This window comes from Rothia sp. P5766 (assembly GCF_048513555.1).
In the GTDB taxonomy this organism is placed as follows: domain Bacteria; phylum Actinomycetota; class Actinomycetes; order Actinomycetales; family Micrococcaceae; genus Rothia.
Genome location: NZ_JBLXXS010000007.1, coordinates 83468 through 109599, shown reverse-complemented (window position 1 = coordinate 109599; position 26132 = coordinate 83468). Strand labels below are relative to the sequence as shown.

Sequence of the window (26132 nt, the reverse complement as noted above, 5' to 3'; positions counted from 1 at the left end):
GGCCTCCACCTGTGACCGGAAAGCCTAGAACTTTCCGGTCACTGTGGATTTTTAACTACCGAATCTGGTTTATCGGTGCCCTAATTTCTAATATCGGTACCTGGATGCAACGTACAGCCCAGGACTGGCTGGTTTTTAACGACCTGTCCAGCCATGACTCTACCCAGATGGGTATTGTGATAGCTCTCCAGTTCGCCCCACCGCTTTTGCTGTCCCCCTACGCCGGTGCACTAGCTGACCGGGGTAACCGCCGGAAAATTCTGATGTGGACCCAGGGCCTTATGGGGCTTCTTGCCCTCGGCCTGGGCTTACTGGTGCTCTCTGGGCATGTTGCTATCTGGCAGGTCTACCTTTTTGCGCTCGCCCTGGGCCTGGTTTCTACCCTTGACGCGCCGGTACGTTCCACCCTGGTTTCTGAATTGGTATCGGATAAAGACCTACCCAACGCCGTTGCCCTGAACTCCATGTCCTTTAACGTGGCGCGCATGATCGGCCCGGCTTGCGCCGGTTTGCTGGTGGTTCTTGTGGGTACGGGGCCGGTCTTCTTGATTAATACCTTCTCTTTTGCTGCCATGATGGCAGCTATTCTCGCTCTGCGTACCTCGGAGCTAAGGCCTCTGCCCCGTTCATCGGCGGCCCAGAGCCGTATCCGTGACGGCTTTGGCTACCTTAGGGGCCGCCCCGACATCGTTGTGGTGATGGTAGCGGCCTTCCTCATCGGCACTTTTGGCCTTAACACAGCCCTCAACATTGCTGCCATGGCAACCACCGAATTTGGGCAGGGTGCTGGGGAATTCGGTGTGCTGAACTCGGTGGTAGCTATCGGCTCGGTAGCCGGTACACTCTTAGCTGCTCGGCGAGATACCCCACGGATGCGGTTCATGTTCGCATCCTGCCTGGGGTTTGGCGTGGCTACAGCGCTCGCGGCGCTGGCTCCCAGTCTCTGGCTCTTTGCTCTGGCACTGATTCCTCTGGGGTTGATGGCGCTGACTATTATTACTTCTGCCAACGCCTATGTGCAGGTGACCACCGAGCCTGAAATGCGCGGGCGGGTTATGAGTATCTATATGGCTGTCTTTATTGGTGGAACCCCTATCGGTTCTCCCTTGGTGGGGCTGGTTAACGATATCTTTGGGGCGCGTTGGGGGCTGGGTGTGGCCTCTGCGTCGGGTTTCCTGGCCGCTCTTCTGGGGCTGGTATGGATTATGAAGTACCGGCACCTGCACCTGCGCTATGACCGCTCAGTACCTACCCGCCTGGTTCTGCGCGCTCAGCAAAGCCCCGCTGCTGAGGGCACTGAGCCGCCGCCTGTGACAGCTGCAATTGATATCCAGGAGCCACGCTAGACTTTCACGTGGCATAAAAAGCCGCCCCGCACTGCCTCTAGGAGGTGAAACGGGGCGGCCCGGTCTTAAGGGCCGGAAGCTTTTTAGCCCGCGGTCTGCTCGACCAGGTAGTCGATACAGTTCAGCAAAGCTGATACATCGTCGGGGTCAATCGCGGTAAAGGTCGCAATGCGGAGCTGGTTGCGGCCCAGCTTGCGGTAGGGCTCGGTATCGACGATACCGTTAGCACGTAGCGCCTTAGCGATAGCTGCCGCGTCAATGCTGTCATCAAAGTCCACGGTGGTAATCACGTTTGAGCGCTCTGCCGGATTGGCTACAAAGGGGCTGGCAAAGTCTGACTCTTCTGCCCAGCGGTAGACTCTGCCTGCTGAGTCAGCGGTACGGGCCGATGCAAAGGCTAGACCGCCTTGTTCATTGAGCCACTTGAGCTGTTCGTTGAGCATGATCAGGGTGGCCAGTGCGGGGGTGTTGTAGGTTTGGTTCTTGCGTGAGTTATCGATAGCGGTTACCAGGTTGAGGGAGTCAGGAATCCAGCGGCCTGAGTCCTGAATCCGCTGTGCCCGTTCCAGGGCGGCGGGTGACCAGAGCCCCAACCAGAGACCGCCGTCGGAGGCAAAGTTCTTCTGGGCTGAGAAATAATAGACATCAGCCTGCGAGATATCAAGGTCAAGGCCTCCTGCGGCGCTGGTTGCATCGATGAGAACCAGGGCGTTTTCACCGGCGCCTTGGGGGCGGCTGACGGGTGCGAAAACACCGGTTGAGGTTTCGTTGTGAGGCCAAGCGTATACATCAACACCTTCCTCAGCGTGGGCAACCGGCCTAGTCCCTGCAGGGCTGGTCAAGACGGTAGAGTCTGCCAGGAAAGGAGCGGCCTGGGTGGCGGCTGCGAACTTAGAGCCGAACTCACCAAAGGTGAGGTGCTGGGCTTTGTTCTCGATTAGCCCAAAGGTGGCGGCATCCCAGAAAGCAGTAGCTCCGCCGTTACCAAGAATTACCTCGTAGCCCTCGGGCGCAGAGTAGAAAGAACGCAGACCCTCACGGATTTCACTGACCAGGTTCTTGACAGGGGCCTGTCGGTGGGAGGTTCCCATAAGATGCTGGCCTGCCGCTTGAACAGCGGCAAGCTGTTCGGGGCGAACCTTTGAAGGGCCGGCACCAAAACGGCCATCGGCTGGGAGCATATGGGATGGAATGGTGGGGAAGTCGGTCACGGTGTCTCCTCGTAAAAAGTAGGGGCTAAGCGCAGATAGCGGATGCGTGGAAAGGGGGAGGGTGCTATCTGCCGTCCTACTCTTTCTATTGTGACGGTGATAGGGGTGCTTGTCGGCTAGGGCGGGGCAAGAACCGCAAAAGAGGGGCTGAAATTTACAGAGTGAGAAGTAAGAGGGCAGAACTGTGCAAACCTCATCGGGCAGGGTCACACCCAAAAGCCTGGGCACGGCATACAATTAATGATAATGACTGCACTGTTTGCCTAGCCTTAGCGGGGTGGGCTCGGAACGAGAGGAGAAGGCATGACTGACCTGATTGATACTACTGAGATGTATCTGCGAACTGTGCTCGAACTTGAAGAAGAGGGTATTACCCCTATGCGAGCTCGAATCGCCGAACGCCTTGAACACTCTGGGCCTACCGTCTCCCAGACTGTTGCCCGTATGGAACGACACGGCCTGTTGACTGTAGCGAGCGACCGTTCTCTTCAACTCACCGATGAAGGCCGCCACAAGGCTGTTGAGGTAATGCGTAAGCACCGTCTTGCTGAACGCCTACTGGCCGATGTGATTGGTTTAGAAATGGAGTACATCCACGAAGAAGCCTGCCGCTGGGAGCATGTGATGAGCGAGCGAGTGGAACGTCGTCTCCTGGAACTCCTCAACGAACCTAAGTTCTCGCCTTACGGTAATGCTATTCCTGGTTTGGAGGAGCTGGGTGCACAGAGCCAAGAGAACGATGGACGTACAGTCACCATGTCGATTGCGGCTAAAGATTCCGATGAGGATGACCGGTTTACCGTCTCTCGTCTGCCAGAGTTTATTCAGACAGATGTTGAGCTATTAAAGCGCTTAGGTGATGCAGGAATTGTCTACGGCGCAACTGTTTCTATTGTGGGGCGTAAGGACGGCTCCGTTCTGGTGCACGCCGATGGTGAAGATGAGTCCTTGATCCTGAACGCTGAGGTAGCAGAAGCTATCGTCGTCAAAAGGTAACATCTTGGTAACAGAAAAGAGGCTTGGGTGAGCGCCTAGGCCTCTTTTTTGTTATCAAACTGTTATATTCGCTGCTTCCGGGAGGCGGTAGGGGGCGCGGTGATGGGTCCTGGGGCCCTCAGTAGTGCCGTCCAGTGAAGTTTTTTAATTAAGTGGCGGGTTTCTCATTAGTGCCCCCTGATGGGAGGGCGCGGTGGCTCCTGGGGTAAAAAACTCTTCTTTATATGACCCCAGTCACCATAATTTCAGCTTGTCAGAACGGGTTTTTTGACAGCTTTCAGAGCTTTGTTCCCGAGGTGTGACCTGCAGGCAATAGGTAACCCTGCTTACTTTCTGGGGCTGGAAGCCGCGACTTTTGTAATCAAAACGTGACAATATCTGAAAGTGTGTGTAGTGTTTTGATTTGTGCTCATCACTGGTCGGATTAGCACCCTGCGGACTGAACGCCTAGTTCTGCCACGGTTCACAGGTTCACTCACAAACATCATCAGGCAGAAGCGGGGGACCCAACTTTGGGATCCTGTACTAGGAGCCCTTGGGGTTAAGTTACCTTCACCGGTAGCCGAGCGTACTTCATGTTCGAACCCGACAGCTCACCTCGTCCGGCAATGGAGGAAAACACAATGACTAAGTCAACTATCATTCGCAATGCAGGTATCGTTGCAGCTTCAGGTGCCATGCTGGCCGCTTCAGTTGCTCCCGCAAACGCTTTTGCAGTAGCAGAAACCGCTACCGCTCCCGTTCAGTCCGCTCCTGCGCTGGCTGTATACAACAACCAGGCTTACAACTCCTACAGCTACAACTACGAAACCGTTGCCCCTGTAGAAAATACCTCTGTTGTAACCACTCAGTCCAACACCGTCGCTGAACTTCCCAGCAACGTCGATCTCTCCACCGCTCGTGAAACCGTTCTGGCAGCTGCTTACGACGGCCTCGGTGGTGCCTACGTATGGGGTGGCAAGTCCTACAAGGCTTGGGACTGCTCAGGCTTCGTATCCTACGTTTACGCTCAGGCTGGCATCAACCTGACCGCCTACACCTACGCTATGGCAACCCAGCTCACCCCTACCGCTAACCCCCAGCCCGGTGACATCGTTTTCACTAACGGTTATGCACACGTTGGTATCTACGTTGGCAACGGCCAGATGATCTCAGCGCTGAACCCCTCACAGGGCACCATGCTGACCGCTGTTGACGGTGGCGGCTTCATGCCTGTTGACGGTTACTACACCGCAGGTATCTAATAAGACTTCACCCTAGGGTCCTGCCAAGGCGAATAGCCTCGGCTTCCCTGAGGTAGTCCAACCACAGTTTTCCTGGTCGTAAGAGAAAGCTGTGAGTATTAAAGAATTCCTACCACACATCACACGGTATGGATCCCCCCAGCAGGCCTAAGCCTGCTAATGCGCACCAGACGACCAGCTGGGGCGCATTTTTTATCCCCTTTTTCTATTCCCTTACGCGCAGCTAGGATATAGCCTATGGCACCTCAATTTGAAAGCCCCAGGAACGCATCGGATCAAGAGTTTACCTATATGGCTGTGGGTATGATTGCCGGGGCGGTCCCCGGAATTGTTATTGGTCTGCTCATCGCCCTTTTGGTTGGCCACGCTGCTATGTGGGTATCGATTACCGGTGGTGTGGGTATCGTCATCGGCTTGCTGATCTCGCGTGCCCTCTACCGTAAAAAGCAGAAGAAGCTCCCGTAGGAAAAGGGCTGCTAGGGCTATAAAAAGAATGTTCATTCTCTCATAAGCTGAGGTCTAAACGCGAAAAACCCACCTACCAGAGTAGGTGGGTTTCTCTGTCTGTGCCCTCGAATGGATTCGAACCATCGACACCCGCTTTAGGAGAGCGGTGCTCTATCCCCTGAGCTACGAGGGCAGGCAACCCCATCAGTTTACAGCATTGAGGAGCTAACTCTAAATACAGGCCGTGTGTGAGCTCGCCATTCAAAGCCCCTTGCCGGGGTACTCCTTGACCCCGAACTCAGGTTTATGACTGGCCGGGTAGCTCACCGCGTGAGAAAGCATCAACCTTAGAGCGGACAAGACGTACAGCCAGATACCCTAGCTGAAGCAGGCAGAGTACAAAGAGTCCCCAGCGAAGTGCTATGAGCAAAGAAGCCAAAGCTGTAGCGGAGCTGAGCGGGTTGGCAATAGCCTGATCCAGCGCAAAACCACCGGCCATAAATACACCGGCGTAGGCAAGAGGAAGGGCGAGCATCAGCCGGCCCAGAAGCAGCTCAAAGCGGGAAGCCCTAACCATATTCCACCAGGTAAAAGCAAAAATGAGGGGTAAAATCAGGCCCGTTGAGCGGTGCACAATCTGGTAGCTACGGATACCTTCTTCGCCCAGGCCAGATGCCAGAGCCTCTAGGTGCTCAGCATCAAAGTTAGCCATGAGTTCAGGGGCAGTCACACCTGCAACTGTCGAAATACCGGGCAATAAGATGAGGTAGTAGTAGAGAAGGAAGAGGGCTGTGACCGCGAAAGCCACTCCCACAAAGATATAGGAGCCGCCGCCTTTTTCCGGTTGGGCAGCTAACTCCGCTGCGCTGTAGTCGGTGATAACCCGCGGTTCTGCCTGTGCCTTTAGTCTGGACCGTGCTGCAGGCGGAGAGGGAGCGGGGGAGTGCACTTGTGTATTCTCGCCATAGAGGCGCTTCTTCTGACCTTTTGAAAGACCCATACTGTCTATCTTATCTGTCAGCTAAAAGCTGGGGCCTCGAAAGTATGTTCGCCTAAAATGGTTATTTGACGGTTGAATCAGGAAAAGAGCCCACCATGTTTGATGACGATGATTTTATGCCCACCTCTCGGGCACCCAGGCCTCAGGGCGAAAGCGCAGAAGAGGCCCCGCCTATGGGCCAACCTGGGGGAGGGTACTACGATGAACCCGACTGGCTCCCTAGTCAAGAGCCTGCACCGGTTCCCACCGCCCCAGCTGATCTGGCTGAGCTCGACTTCCTGCCACCCTCCTACCAGATGGGTGGTGCTCAGTTTGGCGGTCCTTCCCGTCAGCCCGCTTGGCAGGTCCAACCGCATAGGCTCCTTGAAGGCCTGAACGAGCACCAGGCTGCAGCCGTTGAACACGCTGGCTCGCCTCTGCTCATCGTTGCTGGTGCAGGATCCGGTAAAACCCGCGTCCTCACCCACCGTATTGCCTACCTGCTGGCGACCGGGCGTGCTCACCAGGGTCAGATCCTGGCTATTACCTTTACCAACAAAGCGGCCGCAGAGATGCGTGAACGTATTACCGACCTCGTTGGGCCAAAAGCTCAAAATATGTGGATTTCCACCTTCCACAGCTTCTGCGTGCGTCTACTTCGCCGTGAAGCTAAGAACCTGGGCCTTAAAACAACTTTCTCAATCTACGATTCTGCCGACTCCCAGCGCCTGCTAACCCTGATTATCAAACAGCTCAACCTGGACACTAAGAAGTTCACCGCTAAGGCCGTGGGCAACCGAATCTCCAACCTGAAGAATGAGCTGGTGACCGCCCAGCAGTTTGCCCAGGAAACCTCCCCCAGCGACCCCTGGGAAGCTGCCATCTCTAAGGTTTACAGCATCTATACCGAACGTCTCAAAGCGGCCCACTCACTTGACTTTGATGACCTGATCTTGGAAACCGTCAACCTGCTTCGGAATCACCCGCAGGTAGCCGAATACTACCGCCGCCGCTTCCACCATATCCTGGTGGATGAGTACCAGGACACCAACCACGCCCAGTACCAGCTCGTTCGCCAGCTGGTGGGGGCTCCCGCTCAAGGCCCGGAACCCGGTGCGCCAGGGCCCTACCCCGATGCCTACCCTCCGGCAGAGCTGACCGTTGTGGGCGACTCTGACCAGTCCATCTATGCCTTCCGTGGTGCTGATATTCGCAATATCACCGATTTTGAGCAGGATTACCCCACTGCTCGCACCATTTTGCTGGAACAGAACTACCGCTCAACCCAGAACATCCTGAGCGCGGCTAATGCCGTGATTGAACGCAACCCCGGCCGCAGGCCCAAGAAACTCTGGACAGCCAGCGGCGATGGCGCAAAAATTACCGGCTATGTGGCCGAATCTGAGCAGGCCGAAGCACGGTATATCGCCCAGGAGATTGACCGCCTGCGTGACGAGTACGGAACCGCGCCGGGTGATATTGCGGTCTTCTACCGGACCAACGCCCAATCCCGTACCCTGGAAGAAATGCTCATGCGAGTTGGTCTGCCCTACCGGGTGGTGGGCGGCACTCGCTTCTACGAACGCAAAGAAATTAAAGACGCCCTGAGCTACCTGCGAGTTCTCGTCAACCCCGATGATGATATCAACCTGCGCCGGATTCTCAACGAGCCTAAGCGCGGTATCGGAACTAAATCGGAGAGTGTGGTTGCCGACTACGCACGAGCCAACCGCATCTCTTTCATGGCAGCCCTGCGCCAGGGTACCGAAGTTCCGGGGCTGGGCTCTGCCGCGGTTAAGAAGCTGGCCGTTTTTTCCCAGCTCATCGACGACCTGGCCCAGATCGCACAGACCGAGTCTGCCGCTACCTGCCTAGAAGCCGTCCTGGAACAGAGCGGCTACCTGGCTGCCCTGCGTGAATCCAAGGATATTCAGGACGAGTCCCGGGTGGAAAACCTATCGGAACTGGTAGATGCTGTCCGCGAGTTTGAGATTGATAACCCCGGTGCAAGCCTCGAGGACTTCTTGGAGCACGTTGCCCTGGTCGCTGACGCTGACCAGATTCCCAACAAGCCAAAGCAGGACCAGGAAGGCGGCCCCAGCGCTGCTCAGATTGCGGCAGAAGTTGCCGAGGCTCGTTCTCAGGGCGTAGTTACCCTCATGACCCTACACACGGCTAAGGGCCTAGAGTTTCCGGTGGTCTTCCTCACCGGTATGGAGCACGGACTCTTCCCTCACCAGCGTGCCCTGACCGATGACTCGGAGATGAGTGAGGAACGCCGACTGGCTTACGTTGGCCTGACTCGCGCGATGGAACGGCTTTACCTGACTCGTGCCGAGAACCGGTCTATGTGGGGCCAGAGCCAGTTCAACCCACCCTCTCCTTTCCTTGAAGAGATTCCCGAGGAACTTATCGAATGGAAACGTACCGGCTCCACTTATTCGATGGGTGGCCTTAGCTACGGCGGTGCCTACGCTGGCGGCAGGGGCGCTTGGCGGTCAGAAACTGGCACACCGGCTTACGGAAGTTCTAGCTACTCTGCTCGCTTCGATCAACCTCAGCGCAGGTCTTCCCCCTCGATAGCTGAAGTGAACGGTTCTGCCTCCTACGGCTATGCCGCCGCAGCAGGCAAGGTCTCGCGGGTACAGCAGAATAAGGAAATTCCCCTACTCTCCGTCGGCGATACTGTAGAGCACACAACTTTCGGTGAGGGTAAGGTTCTGGCACTTGAAGGGGCAGGAGACAAAACGGTGGCTAAAGTTCGTTTTGCCCGCGAAGAAAAGCGACTGCTTCTGCGCTATGCGCCATTGACCAAGAAAGATAGCTAATCGTGGCCGCTAGCGCCCTAAGGGGTATCATGCCTTTGCCGGTTCTCTATCATGCCACAATGAGGTAGCTCGATGAACAATGACAGTAGTTTGCCCTCGGTTGCTGAGGAGTTCGCTCATGCCATGGACGAGGTCACCGATACCCGTATCCAGCTTCAGGAAATATCTGACCTGTCGCTCTTCCGGCTTGAAGTGGACCCTGCTAGCTCCGCCGCTCACCGTTTAGAAAAGGTACTGGGAGTTTCCCTCCCCGAATTACCCGGCCAGGTCAGCGGTGACGCATTAGCCCGCTACATGCTCTACGGTACCCGACAGGTCGTAGCCTGCCTTTATGTCGAAGCAGGGGTCTACCTGGTCGTGACCCGCGTTGATCCGGTGAAACTAGGGCGAGCTTTAGCTACTGCCCTAGGGAATGATGAGGGTCTGGTTCTTGATGTATCAGTTAACCGCACCGTCCTTAACCTTAGCGGGCAAGCAGCTGCGCAGGTGATTGACCAAGTTGTAGCTTTTGACTTCCCACCCGATGTCTTTAAACCGGGGCAGGCCATGAGCTGCCGGGTTTCTGAAGCCAGGATTATGCTATGGCGTATTGATGAGATGGAGTACCTCATGGTTCCGAGGGCTTCAGACACAGCACCGTTCTTGGTCAATATCTTGGATGCCTGTGCCCTCCTTAAGTAGCTGAGCCTAGCTCTGCTAACTCGATCGTACTTAACTGGGTCGCTCAATATAACTTGATAAGTTAGCTCCCTTGCTGTGAAGTGCGCTAAAGTTGCTCATGGAGAGGCTTCTGTGTGCTCTGGCTCTCGCTGGGGGCACGTGGAGGCTTCGCATTTGTAAAGGCCTGGCCCACACGGCCCGGCACGACTTCGACGAAGAAGGACACTCCTGTGGACCTGTTTGAATACCAGGCACGAGATCTCTTTGAGAAGCACGGTGTACCCGTGCTCCAGGGCATCGTAGCTACCACCCCAGAAGAAGCAAAAGCCGCTGCCGAAAAAATTGGTGGCGTCACCGTTGTCAAAGCACAGGTCAAGGTAGGCGGCCGCGGTAAAGCGGGCGGCGTTAAGGTTGCTAAGACCGCCGATGAAGCCTACGAGTATGCTCAGCAGATTCTGGGCATGGACATTAAAGGCCACACCGTTCACCGCGTGATGATTGCTCAGGGCGCTGACATTGCCGAAGAGTACTATTTCTCTATGCTGCTTGACCGGGCTAACCGCTCCTACCTGGCTATGTGTTCGGTGGAAGGCGGCGTGGATATTGAAACTCTGGCCGTTGAGCGCCCCGAGGCTCTGGCCAAGGTAGACATCAACCCCATTGAGGGAATTAGCCCCGCTAAGGCCGCTGAAATCGTTGAGACAGCTGGCTTTGCCGAGGACACCCGCCAGGCTGTAGCCGCTGTACTGGTCAAGCTGGGCGAGGTCTACAAGAAGGAAGATGCCACCCTGGTGGAGGTCAACCCGCTGGTCAAGACCGGTGACGGCAAGATTCTGGCACTGGATGGCAAGGTCTCCCTGGACGATAACGCAGAGTTCCGCCAGCCCGGTCACGAGACCCTGGTCGATAAGAGCGCAGAGAACCCCCTCGAAGCCAAGGCCAAGGAAAACGAACTGAACTACGTCAAGCTCGATGGTCAGGTCGGCATCATCGGTAACGGTGCGGGCCTGGTTATGTCCACCCTGGACGTTGTAGCCTACGCTGGCGAGAACCACGGCAAGGTCAAGCCCGCTAACTTCCTGGATATCGGTGGCGGCGCTTCCGCTGAGGTTATGGCCGCTGGTCTGGATATCATCCTCAACGATGAGCAGGTCAAGTCTGTGTTCGTCAATGTCTTTGGTGGTATTACCTCCTGTGACGCTGTTGCTAACGGTATCGTTCAGGCTCTTGAGATCCTGGGCGATAAGGCAACCAAGCCCCTGGTCGTTCGCCTTGACGGTAACAACGTGGAAGAAGGCCGCCGCATTCTTTCTGAGGCCAACCACCCGCTTGTACACCTGGCCGAGACTATGGACTCCGGTGCCGATAAGGCCGCCGAGCTGGCTTACAACGCTTAATTCACCGCGAAAACACAGATTTAGAAGGTTTTTATTATGTCTATCTTTTTGAACAAGGACTCTAAGGTCATCGTTCAGGGCATCACCGGCGGTGAAGGTACTAAGCACACCGCCCGTATGCTGGCCGCTGGTACCCAGATTGTGGGCGGCGTTAACGCCCGCAAGGCTGGCACCACCGTTACTCACAAGGACGCTTCGGGCCAGGACATCGAGCTGAAGGTTTTTGGCTCTGTGGCTGAAGCTATCCAGGAGACCGGCGCAGACGTTTCAATCGTCTTTGTACCCCCGGCCTTTACCAAGGACGCTGTTATTGAAGCGATTGACGCTGAGGTTCCCCTGGTGGTTGTCATCACCGAGGGCGTGCCCGTAGGTGATACTGCCGAATTCTGGGCCTACGCCAAGAGCAAGGTCAATGCTGAGGGCAAGCAGGTCACCCGCATCATTGGCCCCAACTGCCCCGGTATCATTACCCCCGGTGAATCCCTGGTGGGTATTACCCCCGCCAACATCACCGGCAAGGGCAAAATCGGTCTGGTATCTAAGTCAGGCACCCTGACCTACCAGATGATGTTTGAGCTGCGCGATATTGGCTTTACCACCGCTATCGGTATTGGCGGTGACCCCATTATTGGCACCACCCACATTGACGCTCTGGAGGCTTTTGAAGCTGACCCTGAGACCGAAGCGATTGTGATGATTGGTGAGATTGGTGGTGATGCTGAGGAGCGTGCCGCTGAGTTTATCAAGGCTCATGTGACCAAGCCTGTTGTTGGCTATGTGGCTGGTTTTACCGCTCCTGAGGGTAAGACTATGGGCCATGCTGGTGCGATTGTCTCCGGTTCTTCGGGTACCGCTCAGGCTAAGAAGGAGGCCTTGGAAGCTGCTGGTGTGAAGGTGGGTAAGACTCCTTCTGAGGCTGCTCAGCTCATGCGTGAGATTTTTGCCTCTTAGAAAGTAGCCTTTCTCTAATTATTAGAAGATAGAGAAGGACAGATAAGTATCTGAGCAGGGGTTGGAGCTATAGGCTCCAGCCCCTGCCTTTTGTCGGTCAACAAGAGCAAGTAGGTCAGGGCTGATGGGCGGGCAAGAACTAGCGGATAGGGGCAAGGCGCTAGCTAGCCTAAAGGGTATTGAGGCCAGGGGGCGGTAGCTTGAGACAGTGATCCTGAGCGCTTGCTCAGAGAGATTGCTGGCTAGGCCAGAGCCACATTAAAGGCCAGCCCCAGCAAGTAGGTAGCCAGGGCAGCTCCGTAGCCAATAGCTAGCTGACGTAAGCCACGTTTGAAAGGTGAAGCACCGGAGAGTAGGCCCACCACGCCACCGGTTAGCATGAGGGCAAGGCCTACCAGCAACATGGCTAGCAACATAGCGAATGGACCCTGTACCCCAAAGATGTAGGGCAGGATCGGAATGAGAGCGCCGGAGGCAAAGAAGCAGAAGCTTGAGGCGGCAGCTCCCACATCGCTACCCAGCGCACCGTGTTCTACCCCCGCTTCCTGATCCTCCTCAAGGTCGCGGAAAGAGAGTGATGGGTCGCAGTCGCAGGTGAAGTGCCCAAAGCGTTCCATGGCACGGTGGCGGGCTGCCTCCTCGCTCATACCGCGGGCCTTGTAAATCAGCTCTAACTCATTTTGGTTAATATCGAGCTGGTGGGCTACATCGAGGGTGACCTGGGTGGGGCGGGAGGCGTCGAGTAGCTCGCGCTGGGAACGGACCGATACAAACTCACCGGCAGCCATAGAAAGCGCGCCTGCCAACAGGCCTGCGACACCAGAAAGAAGAATCATAGAGTTGCTGACCCCGCTAGCGCCAACACCCATGATGAGCGCAGCATTAGAGACAAGGCCGTCATTTGCGCCAAAGACAGCGGCGCGGAAGTTGCCAGAAAGCTTTTCTCGGCCAGCGGTAGAAAGGGCTCGAATGATTTCCTCATGGATAGCCTCATCGGCTGCCATAGCCTCAGTTGCATCGGGATCCTCCGCGTAGGGGGAGCGTCCCTCGGCTCTTTGGGCTAGGGCAAGAACGAAGACTGAGCCAAAATTTTTGGCTAGAAGTTCAAGAATACGGGCCGAGACCGAAGGTTTGGGCTCAGGAAAAGCGTGTTCTCCAAGAAGCTGGCGCCAGTGATTCTGGTGGCGGTATTCGGCCTGGGCTACTTGGCCTAAGATTTCTGCCTCTTTACCGTGGGTGCGTTCAGCCAGCGCAGCGTAAATGCGAGCTTCGGAGATTTCTTCTGCTAAATAACGCCGCCAGCGGCGAATTTGGGCCTTGCTGGGTGTTGTGCAGGGGGCAGTATATGGGGTGGGTGCTGTCACGATCTTTTACTCTTAGGTCTGGAGCTGGTAGCGCTGGGGTGAGCCCCCTGTGGCTGACTCTTACTCTAGTCATAGACTGGGACCGGTGGCAACGGTCAGCTAGAGCCCCGGGGGATATGTTGTAAATCACATAAATGGTTTATGGTCTTTGGTGGGTAGAGCAGGGGCTGGCTAAGATCCCTTTGGGGAGAGTGTTGTACCCAGTCAGTTGCGCTGAGGTTAGCCTTGCTTACCTTCTGTTTTAGGCAGAATACCTTGTCAAATCAGGGTTTCCTTATTATGATTTACTCAGAATAAGCCTTGAAATGGCGGCAGGGACAGCGTAAGGTTGGAACTACACAGCAGGCCGAAACCCACAGCTTGGGATCGACCTGATTACCTAACAGGAAGTTTAAGAATCATGAGCAAATACGCATCATTTACCGTACCGGGCCTCACCGAAGAGTCTGGCCACCACGTAGCTGACGTCCTCCAGCTCCGCCTGCACGCCCTCAATGACCTGCACCTGGTCCTCAAGCATGCTCACTGGAATGTCGTTGGCCCCAACTTCATCGCAGTCCACGAAATGCTGGACCCCCAGGTAGACCAGGTGCGCGGCTTTGTTGATGCCATCGCAGAGCGCATGGCTACCATGGGTGTTTCCCCCAACGGTCTCTCAGGCGACCTGGTAGAAAAGCGCACCTGGGCCGGATATGATGTTGACCGTGCTGACGCTATGACCCATATTCGTGCTCTTAATGACGTCTATAGCGCTGTTATCGAAGACCACCGTGCTGCTATTGCTAAGGTGGGCGATATTGACCCTATTACCGAAGATTTGCTGATCGGTCAGACTGCCGAACTAGAGCTCTTCCAGTGGTTCCTGCGCAGTCACCTCGAAGATGGGCAGGGTAACCTCAGCTAGCAGGTAACCCTCGCAACTCAAAAGCCGGGGTGGCTCACCGTCAAGAGGTGGGCCACCCCGGCTTTGTGGTACCTGCTTCTTGTGAGGACTAAGAAGGGTGGGCCTAAAATGGGGGAGTGAGCCAAATGAAAAAAACCTCAGCCAATCACCTACCTCCGCAGGGCCCTCAGCCGGGTGCTCCTGGTGAGGCCCGGTCACACCCCTACTTGATGAGACAGGGCGGGCTCCTGACCAGGGCTATTTTCTACCTGGCTGTTCCCTGGGCACTTCTCTCGGCCCTGTGGGTGGTTGCTGGGCGCTCCCTGTTTGGTGCCGGCGGTAGCCTGCTGCCAATTTTCGCCATCTCACTAGGGCCGATCCTGGCGGGTCTGATGCTAGCGGCAGCCTACTTCTCGGGCAAAGAAATGAAATTACAAAAAGCTGGTAAACGGGCAGGTCTACCGCCGACGACCGCGCTTGTCTGGGGTGCCACCTGGCTGATGGCCCTCATCTTCGGTTTTTTGGTCCCCGACCGCCTGGATGGAACTGTTGTCTCGGCGGCATCGTCACTACTGGGGGGTGACTTTATTGGGCTCTCAGCCGGTTTCGGCAACCCAGCCGGTATCCTCACTTACGCCTTTGCAACTGCCTCCCTGCTCCTTTCCCTGAGTAACTGGCGGCGAGCTGAATCGGTCTCCCGCGGTGTCGATGATTCTGTCAAGGAAGAATTGGAGCGGGCAGAATCCATATATGATTTCTTGGATTGAGCTAGCCGGACTCGGTGGATTGGCCTTCTTGCTCAGTGGGTCAAGGGTGGGGAAGGCCTCAGCTACCTGGTGTATATAAGTTGAGTGTAGTAGACTCAATTATGAGTTGAGTGAAGTACACTCAACCTTAGGGAAAAGACCTACTAGCTCAGGAGAAAAATGTCAGCTCAATTCACCAGTAAAAGCCAAGAGGCCTTATCGGCCGCCAACCTTAACGCCCAAACCGCAGGCAACCCCACCCTCGATACACCCCACCTGCTCAAAGCCTTGCTTGACCAGCGCCAGGGCGTAGCGGTTGCGGTCCTCAAAGCCGCAGGGATCGATGTTGATGCACTCTCAGTTGCGGCATCCACGGAAATCTCCAAGCTCCCCAAAGCATCAGGAGAATCCACCGCCCAAGCACAGCCCTCACGGGCCCTGCTGAGCGCCATTCAAACAGCCCAGGCTAAAGCCGGAACATTCGGGGACACCTACATCTCCACCGAAATCCTCCTGCTCGCCCTAGCTGCAGGTAACGACGCAACCGCCCGTGCCCTCACCGCCGCAGGTGCCAGCGAAAAAACCCTAGAAGAAACCATCCCCCCAGTCCGAGGAGACCGCACCGTGAGCACCCCCGACCCTGAAGGCACTTTCGGTGCCCTCGAACAGTACGGCACCGACCTCACTGCCATCGCCCGCGAAGGCAAACTCGATCCCGTCATCGGCCGAGACAGCGAGATCCGCCGCGTCATACAGGTACTTTCCCGCCGCACCAAGAACAACCCCGTACTGATCGGGCAACCCGGTGTCGGTAAGACCGCCGTCGTCGAAGGCCTAGCCCAACGCATGGTCTCCGGCGACGTACCTGAAACCCTGCGCGGCAAAACCCTTATTTCCCTGGACCTGGGTGCCATGGTCGCCGGTGCCAAATACCGTGGTGAATTCGAAGAACGCCTTAAAGCCGTACTCGAAGACATCAAAAAATCCGAAGGCCAAAACGTCACCTTCATTGACGAAATCCACACCGTCGTCGGTGCCGGTGCCAGCGAGGGCTCCATGGATGCGGGCAATATGCTCAAGCCCATGCTAGCCCGCGGCGAACTACGCTTGATCGGTGCCACCACCCTGGACGAATACCGCGAAAACATCGAAAAAGACGCCGCCCTGGAACGCCGCTTCCAGCAAGTCTTTGTCGGTGAGCCTTCTGTGGAAGACACCATCGGCATTCTACGCGGCCTCAAAGAACGCTACGAAGCCCACCACAAGGTAGCCATCGCAGACTCCGCCCTGGTCGCCGCCGCCAACCTTTCTAACCGTTACATTCCCTCCCGTCAGCTCCCCGACAAGGCCATCGACCTGATCGACGAGGCCGCCTCGCGCCTGCGCATGGAAATCGACTCGGCACCCGAAGAAATCGACGTCCTCCGCCGTGCCGTAGACCGCCTCACCATGGAAGAACTGGCGCTCGCCAACGAAACTGACCCAGCTTCCCTCGAACGCCTAGATGCCCTACGTGCAGATATGGCCGACAAGAAGGAAGAACTCGACGCCCTCAACGCCCGCTGGGAAGCTGAGAAAGCCGGACTCAACCGAGTGGGCGACCTCAAAACCCAAATCGACGAGCTGCGTTCCAAAGCAGAAGTAGCCCAACGCGAAGGCAACCTGGCAGAAGCCTCCCGGATCCTTTACGGCGAAATCCCCGCCCTTGAAGCGCAACTGGCCGAAGCTCAGCGGGCAGAGAGCAGCGCCCAGCAAGAATCCATGGTCTCCGAAGAAGTCACAGCTGACGAAATCGCCGAAGTTATCTCCGCCTGGACCGGTATCCCCGCAGGTCGTATGCTCCAAGGCGAATCCGAAAAGCTCCTGCACATGGAAGAAGAACTCGGCAAACGGCTGATCGGCCAGAAGAAAGCTGTCGCCGCCGTAGCCGATGCCGTGCGCCGCTCCCGCGCCGGTATCTCCGACCCCGACCGGCCCATCGGTTCCTTCCTCTTCCTGGGCCCCACCGGTGTCGGTAAAACCGAGCTGGCCAAGGCTCTGGCTGAGTTCCAGTTCGACGATGAGCGTGCCCTCGTCCGTATTGACATGAGCGAATACGCCGAAAAGCACGCCGTCGCCCGCCTAGTCGGGGCCCCTCCCGGATACGTCGGCTACGAAGAAGGCGGTCAGCTCACCGAAGCAGTCCGCCGCCGCCCCTACTCCGTCCTTCTACTTGACGAGGTCGAAAAAGCCCACCCCGAAGTCTTCGATATCCTGCTCCAGGTTCTTGACGACGGCCGCCTCACTGACGGCCAGGGCCGCACCGTCGACTTCCGTAACGTCATCCTCATCCTGACCTCCAACCTGGGCTCTCAGTTCCTGATCGACCAGAACCTGGACGATGAGAGCCGCAAGAGCGCAGTTATGAACACGGTCAACGCCGCCTTCAAACCGGAGTTCCTCAACCGCCTGGACGAGCTCATCATCTTTGAGCCACTGAGCGCAGAGGACCTGTCCTCCATCGTGGCCTTGCAAATCAAGTCCATGGCCCGCCGCTTAGAGGACCGCCGACTGACCCTGGATGTCACCCCCGCCGCCACCGAGTGGCTGGGACTAGCAGGCTACGACCCCGCCTACGGCGCCCGTCCCCTGCGCCGCCTGGTTCAGCGAGAAATCGGTGACCGCCTGGCACGAGGAATCCTTGCAGGGACTATCAAGGACGGCGACACCGTCCGGGTGGATATTAACCCCGATGTAGCCGTGGAAGGCCTGGTCCTTACAGCCAGCTAACCCTCCTTCACCGCAGGTGCAGGTCGGTCGGCAAGCTTCCTTCCTGCCCGGCTCGCTGGCGCTCGCTGAACAATTCATGTCAGCCCCAGCCAGCTTGCCTCCCCCTTGCACCTGCCAGGGCTGATGCTGCGGAGATACTCACCTACACTGGAAGAGTGAGAGAGAACCAACCGCATCACCGGGGAGAAAGACTCGATACCCGCTACGCGGGCGAGCCCACCCACCTGACCGAGCAGGCCCACATCGCTGCCACCCACGCCGCCGCCCTGCGCTCTATCGAACGGGTCGTCCACGAAACTACCCCGCCCACCGACCCCGAAGTTGCCTGCCGGGGCATCCAGGAACTCCTTACCGACGGGGCAGTGCTGGCCCTGACCGGGGCAGGCATATCTACCGGCTCAGGAATACCCGACTACCGGGGCCCCGCCGGATCACTGCGCAACCACCGGCCCATGACCTACCAAGAATTTCTCTACGACCCCCAAGCCCGCCACCGCTACTGGGCCCGCTCCTTCGTCGGCTGGCGGCAGATGAGCCGCGCCCACCCCAACACCGCCCACTACCTACTGGCCGAGCTCGAAAACAACGGGCACCTCACCGGCATCATCACCCAAAACGTAGACGGCCTGCACACCGCTGCCGGGAGCCGCACCGTGCTCCCGCTCCACGGAGACCTCTCCACCATCCAATGCCTCGAATGCGGCGCCCAAGAAGCCCGCACCAGCCTTGATGCTCGCATTAACGACGCTAACCCAGGCTACCTTGCGCGGGTCACCGGCCCTTCCCTACAGGTCAACCCCGACGGTGATGTAGACCTAGACGCTACCTTTATCCGCGACTTTCAGATGGTCGGCTGCCTTGCCTGCGGCTCCACCCGCCTCAAACCTGCCGTGGTCTACTTTGGCGAACCCGTCCCCGCCACCAGAAAAACCCGTGTCCAAGACCTCCTAGAGCAATCCCGCTCCCTGCTCGTACTCGGATCGTCCCTGGCCGTCATGAGTAGCTACAAGATAGCCCTCGATGCCGTCCGCTCAGGAAAGCCCCTGGCCATCATTAACCGCGGACCGGGCCGCGCTGATCGCCGCGCAACCTATCTTTGGCGCGAAGACCTTGCAGAAGCGCTTTATCTGCTCAGGGGCAATTCCGCAAGACTCACTTAACTCTGGAGACTAAATCTCTGAATCTAGAGCGTAAAAGGGTGAGCTTCCTGGGTGGAAGTAGCTCGTAATATGAGGGCTCTTCCCTATTTTTTATGCTTCTTACATCTCACTGGGCGAACAGACAAGCAAATATGCTTAAAACAAGGTACCCTTATATACGGAAAAGACTGAAAGATTTTCTGGTTCTCCCTTGAGCACGGATGGGTAGCCAGATACGAGCGATAAAGAGGGGGTCTCGCCATGGGGCGCGGCCGTCAAAAGGCTAAAGCAACTCGGCAGGCTCGGGAGATGAAATATTTCAGCCCCGATACTGATTACACGGCACTCGAACGTGAACTGAGAACAAGTGGCAAATCCAAGCCTAAGGCGTCTGCTCATCACTACGATGATGAGGACGACTACTCGGATTATGTGGATAAGTACGCCGATGAATACCTGGAGAAGTAAGACCGCCTCCTTATGATGCGGGTTCTTACCTCACCCAGCCCTAAAGGGCCTGCTGGCAGCAAATGCTAGCAGGCCCTTTTATTTTATGCCCCCAGGAATACTGTCCCAAGGAGAAGAGGCAAGACGAGGGTTTTTGACAGGCATAGGAGGGCTTAAAAGGGGTACAGTTGAGGTAGTTACAGACTCAATAATCGCCCTTGGCCAACCACACCCAGCACACATCATCTCAATGAAAATACTTGTCGTTACGCACTACTATCCGCCCGAAATTGGTGCGCCTCAGCGCCGTTGGTCGGCTCTGGTAAAACGCTGGCAGAAATCAGGACACCAGGTGACCGTTTTCTGTCCGCCGCCCCACTACCCGGATGCGGAGGCCAGCCGATTCCTGCGTGAAAAGCACCGGGATACTCCGCGTATTCACCGGGGTAAGTATGGGGAGCGTGTCTTACGTCTTCCCTATCTTCTCCACGGTCCTTCCGGAGTAACCCGGTTGGCTGATCAGATTATTACCGCTACCAGCTCGGTGGGTAAAGCCTTGATCCTGGCTCTCGGCGGGGATCGCTTCGATGTTGTTGTTGCAACCGTCCCGGGGCTGCCTTCGGCCTACGCCGGTATCGCTATTAAAAAGCTTCTGCATGTGCCCCTGGTTCTTGAACTGCGCGATGCCTGGCCCGATATTGTGGCCAGACCCAGCCAAGAAATCAGTGGTATCGCCCTGCGTGAGCGGGTAAAGCGCCGCTTCTCACGGTCCTTTACCCGAGCGCAGCGGCAGGCCGACGTACTGGTTACCGTTACTCACCGCTTCGCCCGAAAACTGCGTGGGCGCAACATGCAGGAGGTCGTAACTATCACTAACGGGGTCACCCCAACTATGTTTCACAGCAGGATAGATCCGGCCCCCCAACGCCCAGGGCAACTCCGTCTGCTCTATTCTGGGACGGTTGGTCGTTCCCAGGGGCTTATCACCCTCTTGCAGGCTCTAGAACTGGCCCAAAAAGCCCAACCCGAGACCCGCTTTAAACTCCGTATTGTGGGGGAGGGAGCCGAACGGCAGATGCTCCAGGACTACGCCAGGGCAAGGAACCTACCCGTCAAGTTCCAGCCTTTACAGCCCCGCTCGCAGGTCCGTAAAAACTATAAATGGTGCGATGCCACGATTGTTTCGCTCAAAAATACCCCGGCTTTTGAACGCACCGTACCCTCCAAACTGTATGAACTGCTGACCGTGCCCCGTTTTCCCATAGCCCTGGTTACCGGCGAAGCTGCTGACATTATGCAAGCGGCGGGGGTAGGTGCCCTGGTAGAGCCTGAGAACCCTCAGGAACTGGCCGACCTGTGGTGCCGCCTGGCAACCGATCGTTCACTGCTCCAGGTGGGTCATGCAGGTCGTGACTTTATCTTCAAGAACTATAACTACGACCAGCTAGCCCAGCGCTACCTCACGGTGCTCGAAAAGGCGGTAGAGACAGGCAGGACACACTCATGAGCCTGCCACAAGGAGCATCACAGCTAGCCTACCTGACAAAGAATGCGACTCTTGCCGTCCGTATTAGTGTGGGTGCCCTGGGCACAGACCCCGCCGTTTTTGCGGTTCAAGCCTCGCGGCGGCTCCCCGCTGGCCCCCGTCAGCTTCTGGGTACCGGTCTGAGCCGTACACCCTGGGTGGGAACCCAAGCCATGGGCGCACTGATGACCGGGGATAAGGAAGCACTGGCGCTTTCAGAACAGCGCCTTCGGGCAGGGCAAAGACGCGCAGATAGTATCAGCACCCGGCTGGGTTGGGAGGTACTGGCTGCTGCCAACCTGGTTGACCTGGAACACGACAAGAACCTGCCCCCGGTTACCCTGGCGCGGGCGCTGTGGTCGGCTGGTCGCCTGACCGAAGCATGCACGATAGCAAACACCAGCGGAAAGAAAAGACTGGCTAAAAAACTCGCAGCTGAGGCCACCCTCCTGCAAGAAACATGGTTTCCCCAGCTGAACGAAAACTCACCGGCTACCGGCGCCGCTCGGCCCGGTCGTAGACCCTTTGCCCTGCACCTGATTACTAACTCTCTACCTGCAACCCAGTCTGGCTACACCCTACGAACCCACCGCCTACTGACCGCTCTGGCGCAGCGCGGGGTAAACCTGCGGGCAGAGACCCGCACCGGCTACCCCGTGACCGTCGGTAAGCTCGATGCCCTCCCCACCGCAAGGGTCGAAGGTATTACCTACCGGCGTCACCTACCCTGGAAACTGGCGTCGTATCAGCCCCAGAAAATCGAGCAGTGGGTCAGGCACCTAGCTTACAGCTACGCGGATAACCCGCCAGCCCTCATCCATACCACCACCCATTTCCATAACGGGCTGGTGGCTCGATCCCTGGCCCGGTACTGGAATATCCCCTGGGTCTACGAGGTACGCGGTATCTTGGAAGAAACCTGGCTTTCCCACCAGCCTGAGGCGCGCCGCGAGAGCGCCGCCGCCAGCGAACGGTTCGCTCTCACCCGTGCCCGGGAAACCCAGATCATGCAGGCCGCTGACCACCTCATTACTCTCTCCGAGACCATGAAGCGTACCCTGGTGGAACGGGGCCTGGAGCCTCAAAAAATCACGGTGGTTCCCAACAGCGTTGATGAGAGCCTCTTTGACCTTGACCTGACCCCGGCTCAGGCCCGCCAGAAACTGGGGCTGAGCGCTGAGGGCTTCTGGTACGGCTCGGTTAGCTCACTGGTGCCTTATGAGGGCTTCGATACCCTCATCCGGGCGCTAGCGGTGGTGCGCCAGCAGGGTATTGACGCGCGGCTGATGCTGGCCGGTGACGGTAGTGACCGGGTGCGTCTTGAAGCTCTGACCCGCTCCCTGGGCCTAGAAGAATACACCGTCTTTTTGGGTAAAGTAGACCCACACACCGCCTACACAGCCCACCAGGCTCTCGACGTTTTTACTGTGCCCCGAACCCGCGATAGGGTCTGCCAGAGTGTCACCCCGCTCAAACCCATTGAAGCTATGGCGCTGAACCGGCCTCTGCTTGTGAGCGACCTAGCCCCGCTGACCGAACTTGTTGAGAACCGGGTGACCGGACCCACCGGCCTAATCGCCAGTGCAGGGGACCCCGGCTCTTTTGCCCGGCAACTGTGCGCTCTGGCAACTGATGAGGACCTGCGCCGGGGCATGTCCCAGCAGGGGCGTATTTTTGCTCGAACCCGCACCTGGGCACAGAACGCCCGTACCGTCCAAGGAATCTATAATCGGCTGACTGACTCCTAAAAATGCTCACAATGGCCCGGAGGTTGAACACAAGCTCCGGGCCATTTCATTCTCTGTTTAGCGGTAGGAACCAAGGAGCACGGCGGCACCGCCGTCTACGCCCTTAGCGCCCTGCACATAGTCGGGGTTATCCCTGTGCTGGCCGGTGTCGGCCTCAACGGTGCCCAGCACCCAGCTAGGCAGACCCCGCTGGTTGAGTCGGGCAAGAGCGGCATCAGCCACCGAGGGGTCAACCACGGCAATCATGCCCACACCCAGGTTGAGGGTGCGCTCAAGGTCGGCCCGGGGCACAGATCCTAGTTCCCCGATCAGGCGGAAGATAGCCGGAATCTCCCAGGTGGAGCGGTCTACCATACCCACGGTACCTACCGGCAGAACGCGTGCCAGGTTAGCGGCTAAGCCGCCACCGGTCACATGCGAGAAACCACGGATACCGGAACCGGTCTGGCCGTCCTCACCGTTGACGGGGAAAGCCTCAATCAGGTCCAGGCAGTCAGCAGTGTAAATGCGGGTAGGCTCCAGAAGTTCCTCACCCAGGGTACGGCCCAGCTCGGGGACCTGCCGCTGGTACTCCCAGCCCGCAAGAGAGAGCACCTTACGCACCAGTGAATAGCCGTTGGAGTGAATACCGGAAGACGCCATAGCAATCAGGACGTCGCCCTCGCGCACCCGGTCGGGGCCCAAGAGCTCATCGGCTTCAAGGATGCCGGTCGCAGCACCGGCAAGATCGTATTCGTCCTCAGCCAGCAAGCCGGGGTGCTCAGCGGTTTCACCACCTACCAGGGCGGTACCCGCCAAAGAACAGCCCTCAGCCACACCGCGCACAATATCGGCAATACGCTCGGGCACAACCTTGCCGGTTGCGATGTAGTCGGTCATAAAGAGCGGCCTGGCACCGGTTACCACGATGTCATCAACCACCATGCCCACCAGGTCATGCCCAATGGTGTGGTGGATATCGAGCTTCTGCGCAATAGCAACCTTGGTACCCACACCGTCGGTGGAGGTTGCCAGATAGGGCTTCTTATAGCCCTTGAGCACCGAGAGATCGAACAGGCCAGCAAAGCCACCCACGCCGCCTACTACACCGGCACCGTGGGTTGCTTTAACAGCGTCTTTCATGAGTTCAACGGCGCGGTCACCCGCTTCAACATCAACCCCCGCCGAAGCGTAGGTAACTGCGTTCTGGTTTTGGCTCATCAGCCTGCCTCTCGGTCGGTGCCGCACTCAGCGGCAGGGCGTGTGTCTTGGGGGAGTACCAAATCTTCAAGCTCAGCGTCGGGGCCGGGCTCGCAGCCTGGCCGTGCAGGTTGCGACTGCTGGGCCGGTTCCTCAAATTTTTTTTCCAGTGAACGGGACCCGGCCCGAGTCTCAAGAGAAATAGCCTGGGCGTGGTCAGGCTTATGGGCTACTGGGCGTTCTACCGTCACCTCAGCAGCAGTTCCTGCTAGGGGGCCACCGGCGACCTTGTCCAGAATAGATTTACCGCGTCGGTCCTCATGCGGAAGCTCAATAGGATACTTACCGGTAAAGCAGGCAGTGCACAGGCGCTCGCGGGGCTGCTCGGTGGCTGCAATCATGCCATCTTCGGAGATATAACCCAGGGAATCAGCACTCAGCGACTGACGAATCTCATCAATGGTCAGCCCGTTAGCAATGAGTTCAGAGCGAGAAGCGAAATCAATACCGTAGAAGCAGGGCCACTTGACCGGAGGCGAAGAAATTCGAATGTGAACCTCCTTGGCTCCTGCCTCACGGAGCATCCGTACCAGGGCGCGCTGGGTATTGCCACGCACAATCGAGTCATCAATAACAACCAGGCGCTTACCCTCAACCACCGAACGCAGAGGGTTCAGCTTAAGGCGGATACCCAGCTGCCGGATAGTTTGAGAGGGCTGAATAAAGGTACGGCCAACGTAGGCATTTTTGACCAGGCCGTTACCGAAAGGAATACCAGACTCCTGGGCATAGCCAATAGCCGCAGGGGTACCGGACTCTGGTGTGGGCATGACCAGGTCAGCTTCAACCTTGTGTTCACGGGCAAGTTGGCGGCCCATTTCCACCCGGGATTCGTAGACGCTTCGACCGGCAATCGTAGTATCGGGGCGGGCCAGATAGACATACTCAAAGACGCAACCGGCGGCTTGAGCTGAAGCAAACCGCTGGGAACGTAAACCGTCCTCGTCAATGGTGATGAACTCACCGGGTTCGACTTCTCGCACCAGGGAGGCGCCCACAATATCGAGGGCGGCAGTTTCAGAGGCAATGACCCAGCCTCGATCCAACCTACCCAAGACCAGAGGACGGACCCCCTGCGGGTCACGCGCGGCATATAGGGCCTGTTCGTCCATGAAAACCAGGCAGAAGGCCCCCGACAGGGTGGGCAGTAAGTCCAGTGCCGCTTCTTCTAAGCTCTCGAAGCTGTGTTCTTTCAGGAGCGCCGTAACAAGCGCAGTATCGGTGGTGTTACCCTGGGCCAGTTCACCACGTTCGGGGCGTTTACCCCCATTTTTTGCCAGGAGTCGGTCGTAGAGATCAGCCGAATTTACCAGATTACCGTTGTGGGCCAGGGCCAGGGTCCCGTGCGGGGTATCCCCTAGAGTGGGCTGGGCGTTCTGCCAGATATTGCCACCGGTAGTGGAGTAACGGCAGTGCCCGATGGATAGATGCCCCTGCATAGCATTGAGGGTGGTCTCATCGAATACCTGGGATACCAGACCAATATCTTTATACACGCTGAGGTGCTTGCCGTCGCTGGTTGCGATACCGGCAGATTCCTGGCCTCGGTGTTGGAGGGCATATAGGCCATAGTAGGTAAGTTTTGCGACATCTTCGCCGGGAGCCCATACACCAAAGACACCACATTCATCTTTGGGGCCGTGGTCTACAGGGTCCAGGTCGAAGGAGAGCTTTCCGTCAGGACGAGCCAAGGTGGATTTTCCATCTCTTCTGTGGTGGTTATCTCGCCTTCACGTCTGGGATAAACGTGAGCGAGCGAACATTCCTAGTGTACCTGTCTGCGACCTAGGTGATAACAGGTATCCACATCTATGAAGAGAGTGTCGCCAAGAAACCCTTAGTCTTTGGTACTGATAGCTTTGTAGGTGGTGGTATGCCGGATTGAACGACGCTCCAGCAAGAGAGCCAGGCCGATGGCTGCTGCGGTACAGAGGGTGCCAAAGATAACGGCCATGACCCCGAAGACCGCTGCAAAGGTGTAGCTAGGGTTCTCCGGGCCCAGCGCGGTGACCACAAAAGCAACAACCAGGCCAATGAGCAGACCGGTGATAGCGAACGCAGGCAAGGAGGGAGCTCTACGCACAGTAAGCTGGGCGCGCTCAGGTGCTGTGGCCGGTGAGAAGTGCTGGCCGGGGGCGGCCTGCTTATCCTGCTCAGTAAGGGGAGCCTGCGGCTCGGTGGGCTGACGGAATTTAGATAGAAGACTCATAGAC

21 protein-coding genes, 1 tRNA gene and 1 riboswitch are annotated in these 26132 nt (G+C 57.3%); of the genes, 15 read left to right on the top strand and 7 right to left on the bottom strand.

Translation table 11 applies throughout. The features are described 5' to 3' along the window. Positions 1–11: 11 nt before the first annotated feature. On the top strand, positions 12–1346 hold the full coding sequence (locus tag ACN08V_RS05270) for an MFS transporter (RefSeq protein WP_419099122.1): 1335 nt from the start codon (positions 12–14) through the stop codon (positions 1344–1346). Positions 1347–1429: 83 nt separating this feature from the next. Here the strand turns inward: ACN08V_RS05270 and serC are convergent, their stop codons facing one another. Continuing rightward, positions 1430–2527 (bottom strand): phosphoserine transaminase, encoded by a 1098-nt coding sequence (gene serC, locus ACN08V_RS05265; RefSeq protein WP_419104810.1) that lies wholly within the window; start codon positions 2525–2527, stop codon positions 1430–1432. Positions 2528–2860: 333 nt separating this feature from the next. On the opposite strand from serC, the gene ACN08V_RS05260 reads away from it, so the two are divergent. The 3 genes from ACN08V_RS05260 to ACN08V_RS05250 all read left to right on the top strand — a co-directional run bounded on the left by ACN08V_RS05260 (position 2861) and on the right by ACN08V_RS05250 (position 5262). Continuing rightward, on the top strand, positions 2861–3553 hold the full coding sequence (locus ACN08V_RS05260; protein ID WP_419099123.1) for a metal-dependent transcriptional regulator: 693 nt from the start codon (positions 2861–2863) through the stop codon (positions 3551–3553). A gap of 458 nt (positions 3554–4011) precedes the next feature. Further along, positions 4012–4172: riboswitch (cyclic di-AMP (ydaO/yuaA leader) on the top strand. A gap of 4 nt (positions 4173–4176) precedes the next feature. Next, positions 4177–4797 carry a C40 family peptidase gene (locus ACN08V_RS05255; protein WP_419104793.1) on the top strand — a complete coding sequence of 207 codons (621 nt, stop codon included), beginning with the start codon at positions 4177–4179 and terminating at the stop codon, positions 4795–4797. Between the two features lie 237 nt (positions 4798–5034). After that, positions 5035–5262, top strand: coding sequence for a hypothetical protein (locus ACN08V_RS05250; RefSeq protein WP_419099125.1), 228 nt, complete (start codon positions 5035–5037; stop codon positions 5260–5262). A gap of 102 nt (positions 5263–5364) precedes the next feature. Here ACN08V_RS05250 and ACN08V_RS05245 read toward each other — a convergent pair. Together ACN08V_RS05245 and ACN08V_RS05240 are read right to left on the bottom strand one after the other, a co-directional pair. Continuing rightward, positions 5365–5437, bottom strand: a tRNA-Arg gene (locus tag ACN08V_RS05245). Positions 5438–5548: 111 nt separating this feature from the next. Then, a complete protein-coding gene (locus tag ACN08V_RS05240) occupies positions 5549–6244 on the bottom strand; it encodes a hypothetical protein (protein WP_419104792.1) in 696 nt (231 codons plus the stop codon). Between the two features lie 95 nt (positions 6245–6339). Between ACN08V_RS05240 and pcrA the strand changes: the two genes are divergently transcribed. The 4 genes from pcrA (at position 6340) to sucD (ending at position 12059) form a co-directional block, all read left to right on the top strand. Next, positions 6340–9051, top strand: a complete 2712-nt coding sequence (pcrA, locus tag ACN08V_RS05235) for a DNA helicase PcrA (RefSeq protein WP_419104791.1) — start codon at positions 6340–6342, stop codon at positions 9049–9051. A 72-nt stretch (positions 9052–9123) separates the two neighbouring features. Continuing rightward, positions 9124–9732, top strand: coding sequence for a hypothetical protein (locus tag ACN08V_RS05230; protein ID WP_419099128.1), 609 nt, complete (start codon positions 9124–9126; stop codon positions 9730–9732). 209 nt (positions 9733–9941) lie between these two features. Then, a complete protein-coding gene (gene sucC / locus ACN08V_RS05225) occupies positions 9942–11108 on the top strand; it encodes an ADP-forming succinate--CoA ligase subunit beta (protein WP_419104790.1) in 1167 nt (388 codons plus the stop codon). Between the two features lie 36 nt (positions 11109–11144). After that, positions 11145–12059: a succinate--CoA ligase subunit alpha gene (gene sucD / locus ACN08V_RS05220; protein ID WP_419099130.1), complete on the top strand. Its 915-nt coding sequence runs from the start codon at positions 11145–11147 to the stop codon at positions 12057–12059. A gap of 242 nt (positions 12060–12301) precedes the next feature. Here sucD and ACN08V_RS05215 read toward each other — a convergent pair whose 3' ends face one another. Beyond that, entirely contained in the window at positions 12302–13423 is a 1122-nt protein-coding gene (locus ACN08V_RS05215; protein WP_419104789.1) for a VIT1/CCC1 transporter family protein, read from the bottom strand. A 400-nt stretch (positions 13424–13823) separates the two neighbouring features. Here ACN08V_RS05215 and ACN08V_RS05210 point away from each other — a divergent pair, with 400 nt between their 5' ends. From ACN08V_RS05210 to ACN08V_RS05180, 7 genes are all read left to right on the top strand, one after another. Beyond that, a complete protein-coding gene (locus ACN08V_RS05210) occupies positions 13824–14327 on the top strand; it encodes a Dps family protein (protein ID WP_419099132.1) in 504 nt (167 codons plus the stop codon). Positions 14328–14452: 125 nt separating this feature from the next. After that, the gene (locus tag ACN08V_RS05205) at positions 14453–15073 is read left to right on the top strand and encodes a hypothetical protein (protein ID WP_419104788.1); all 621 of its coding nucleotides are present in this window, start codon (positions 14453–14455) and stop codon (positions 15071–15073) included. A 159-nt stretch (positions 15074–15232) separates the two neighbouring features. Further along, positions 15233–17821 (top strand): ATP-dependent chaperone ClpB, encoded by a 2589-nt coding sequence (clpB, locus tag ACN08V_RS05200; RefSeq protein ID WP_419104787.1) that lies wholly within the window; start codon positions 15233–15235, stop codon positions 17819–17821. Between the two features lie 224 nt (positions 17822–18045). Beyond that, entirely contained in the window at positions 18046–18981 is a 936-nt protein-coding gene (locus ACN08V_RS05195) for a Sir2 family NAD-dependent protein deacetylase (protein WP_419104809.1), read from the top strand. 240 nt (positions 18982–19221) lie between these two features. Further along, positions 19222–19428 (top strand): DUF3073 domain-containing protein, encoded by a 207-nt coding sequence (locus tag ACN08V_RS05190; RefSeq protein WP_419099135.1) that lies wholly within the window; start codon positions 19222–19224, stop codon positions 19426–19428. Positions 19429–19513: 85 nt separating this feature from the next. Beyond that, positions 19514–20914: a glycosyltransferase family 4 protein gene (locus ACN08V_RS05185; protein ID WP_419104786.1), complete on the top strand. Its 1401-nt coding sequence runs from the start codon at positions 19514–19516 to the stop codon at positions 20912–20914. Continuing rightward, positions 20911–22680, top strand: coding sequence for a glycosyltransferase family 4 protein (locus tag ACN08V_RS05180; RefSeq protein ID WP_419104785.1), 1770 nt, complete (start codon positions 20911–20913; stop codon positions 22678–22680). Before ACN08V_RS05185 ends, ACN08V_RS05180 begins: the two co-directional genes overlap by 4 nt. A 57-nt stretch (positions 22681–22737) precedes the next feature. Here the strand turns inward: ACN08V_RS05180 and purM are convergent, their stop codons facing one another. From purM to ACN08V_RS05165, 3 genes are all read right to left on the bottom strand, one after another. Then, entirely contained in the window at positions 22738–23880 is a 1143-nt protein-coding gene (purM, locus tag ACN08V_RS05175; protein ID WP_419099138.1) for a phosphoribosylformylglycinamidine cyclo-ligase, read from the bottom strand. Continuing rightward, on the bottom strand, positions 23880–25610 hold the full coding sequence (purF, locus tag ACN08V_RS05170) for an amidophosphoribosyltransferase (RefSeq protein WP_419104784.1): 1731 nt from the start codon (positions 25608–25610) through the stop codon (positions 23880–23882). The genes purM and purF overlap by 1 nt, the downstream gene beginning before the upstream one ends. Before the next feature lie 146 nt (positions 25611–25756). After that, positions 25757–26128 carry a hypothetical protein gene (locus tag ACN08V_RS05165; protein ID WP_419099140.1) on the bottom strand — a complete coding sequence of 124 codons (372 nt, stop codon included), beginning with the start codon at positions 26126–26128 and terminating at the stop codon, positions 25757–25759. Positions 26129–26132: the final 4 nt, after the last annotated feature.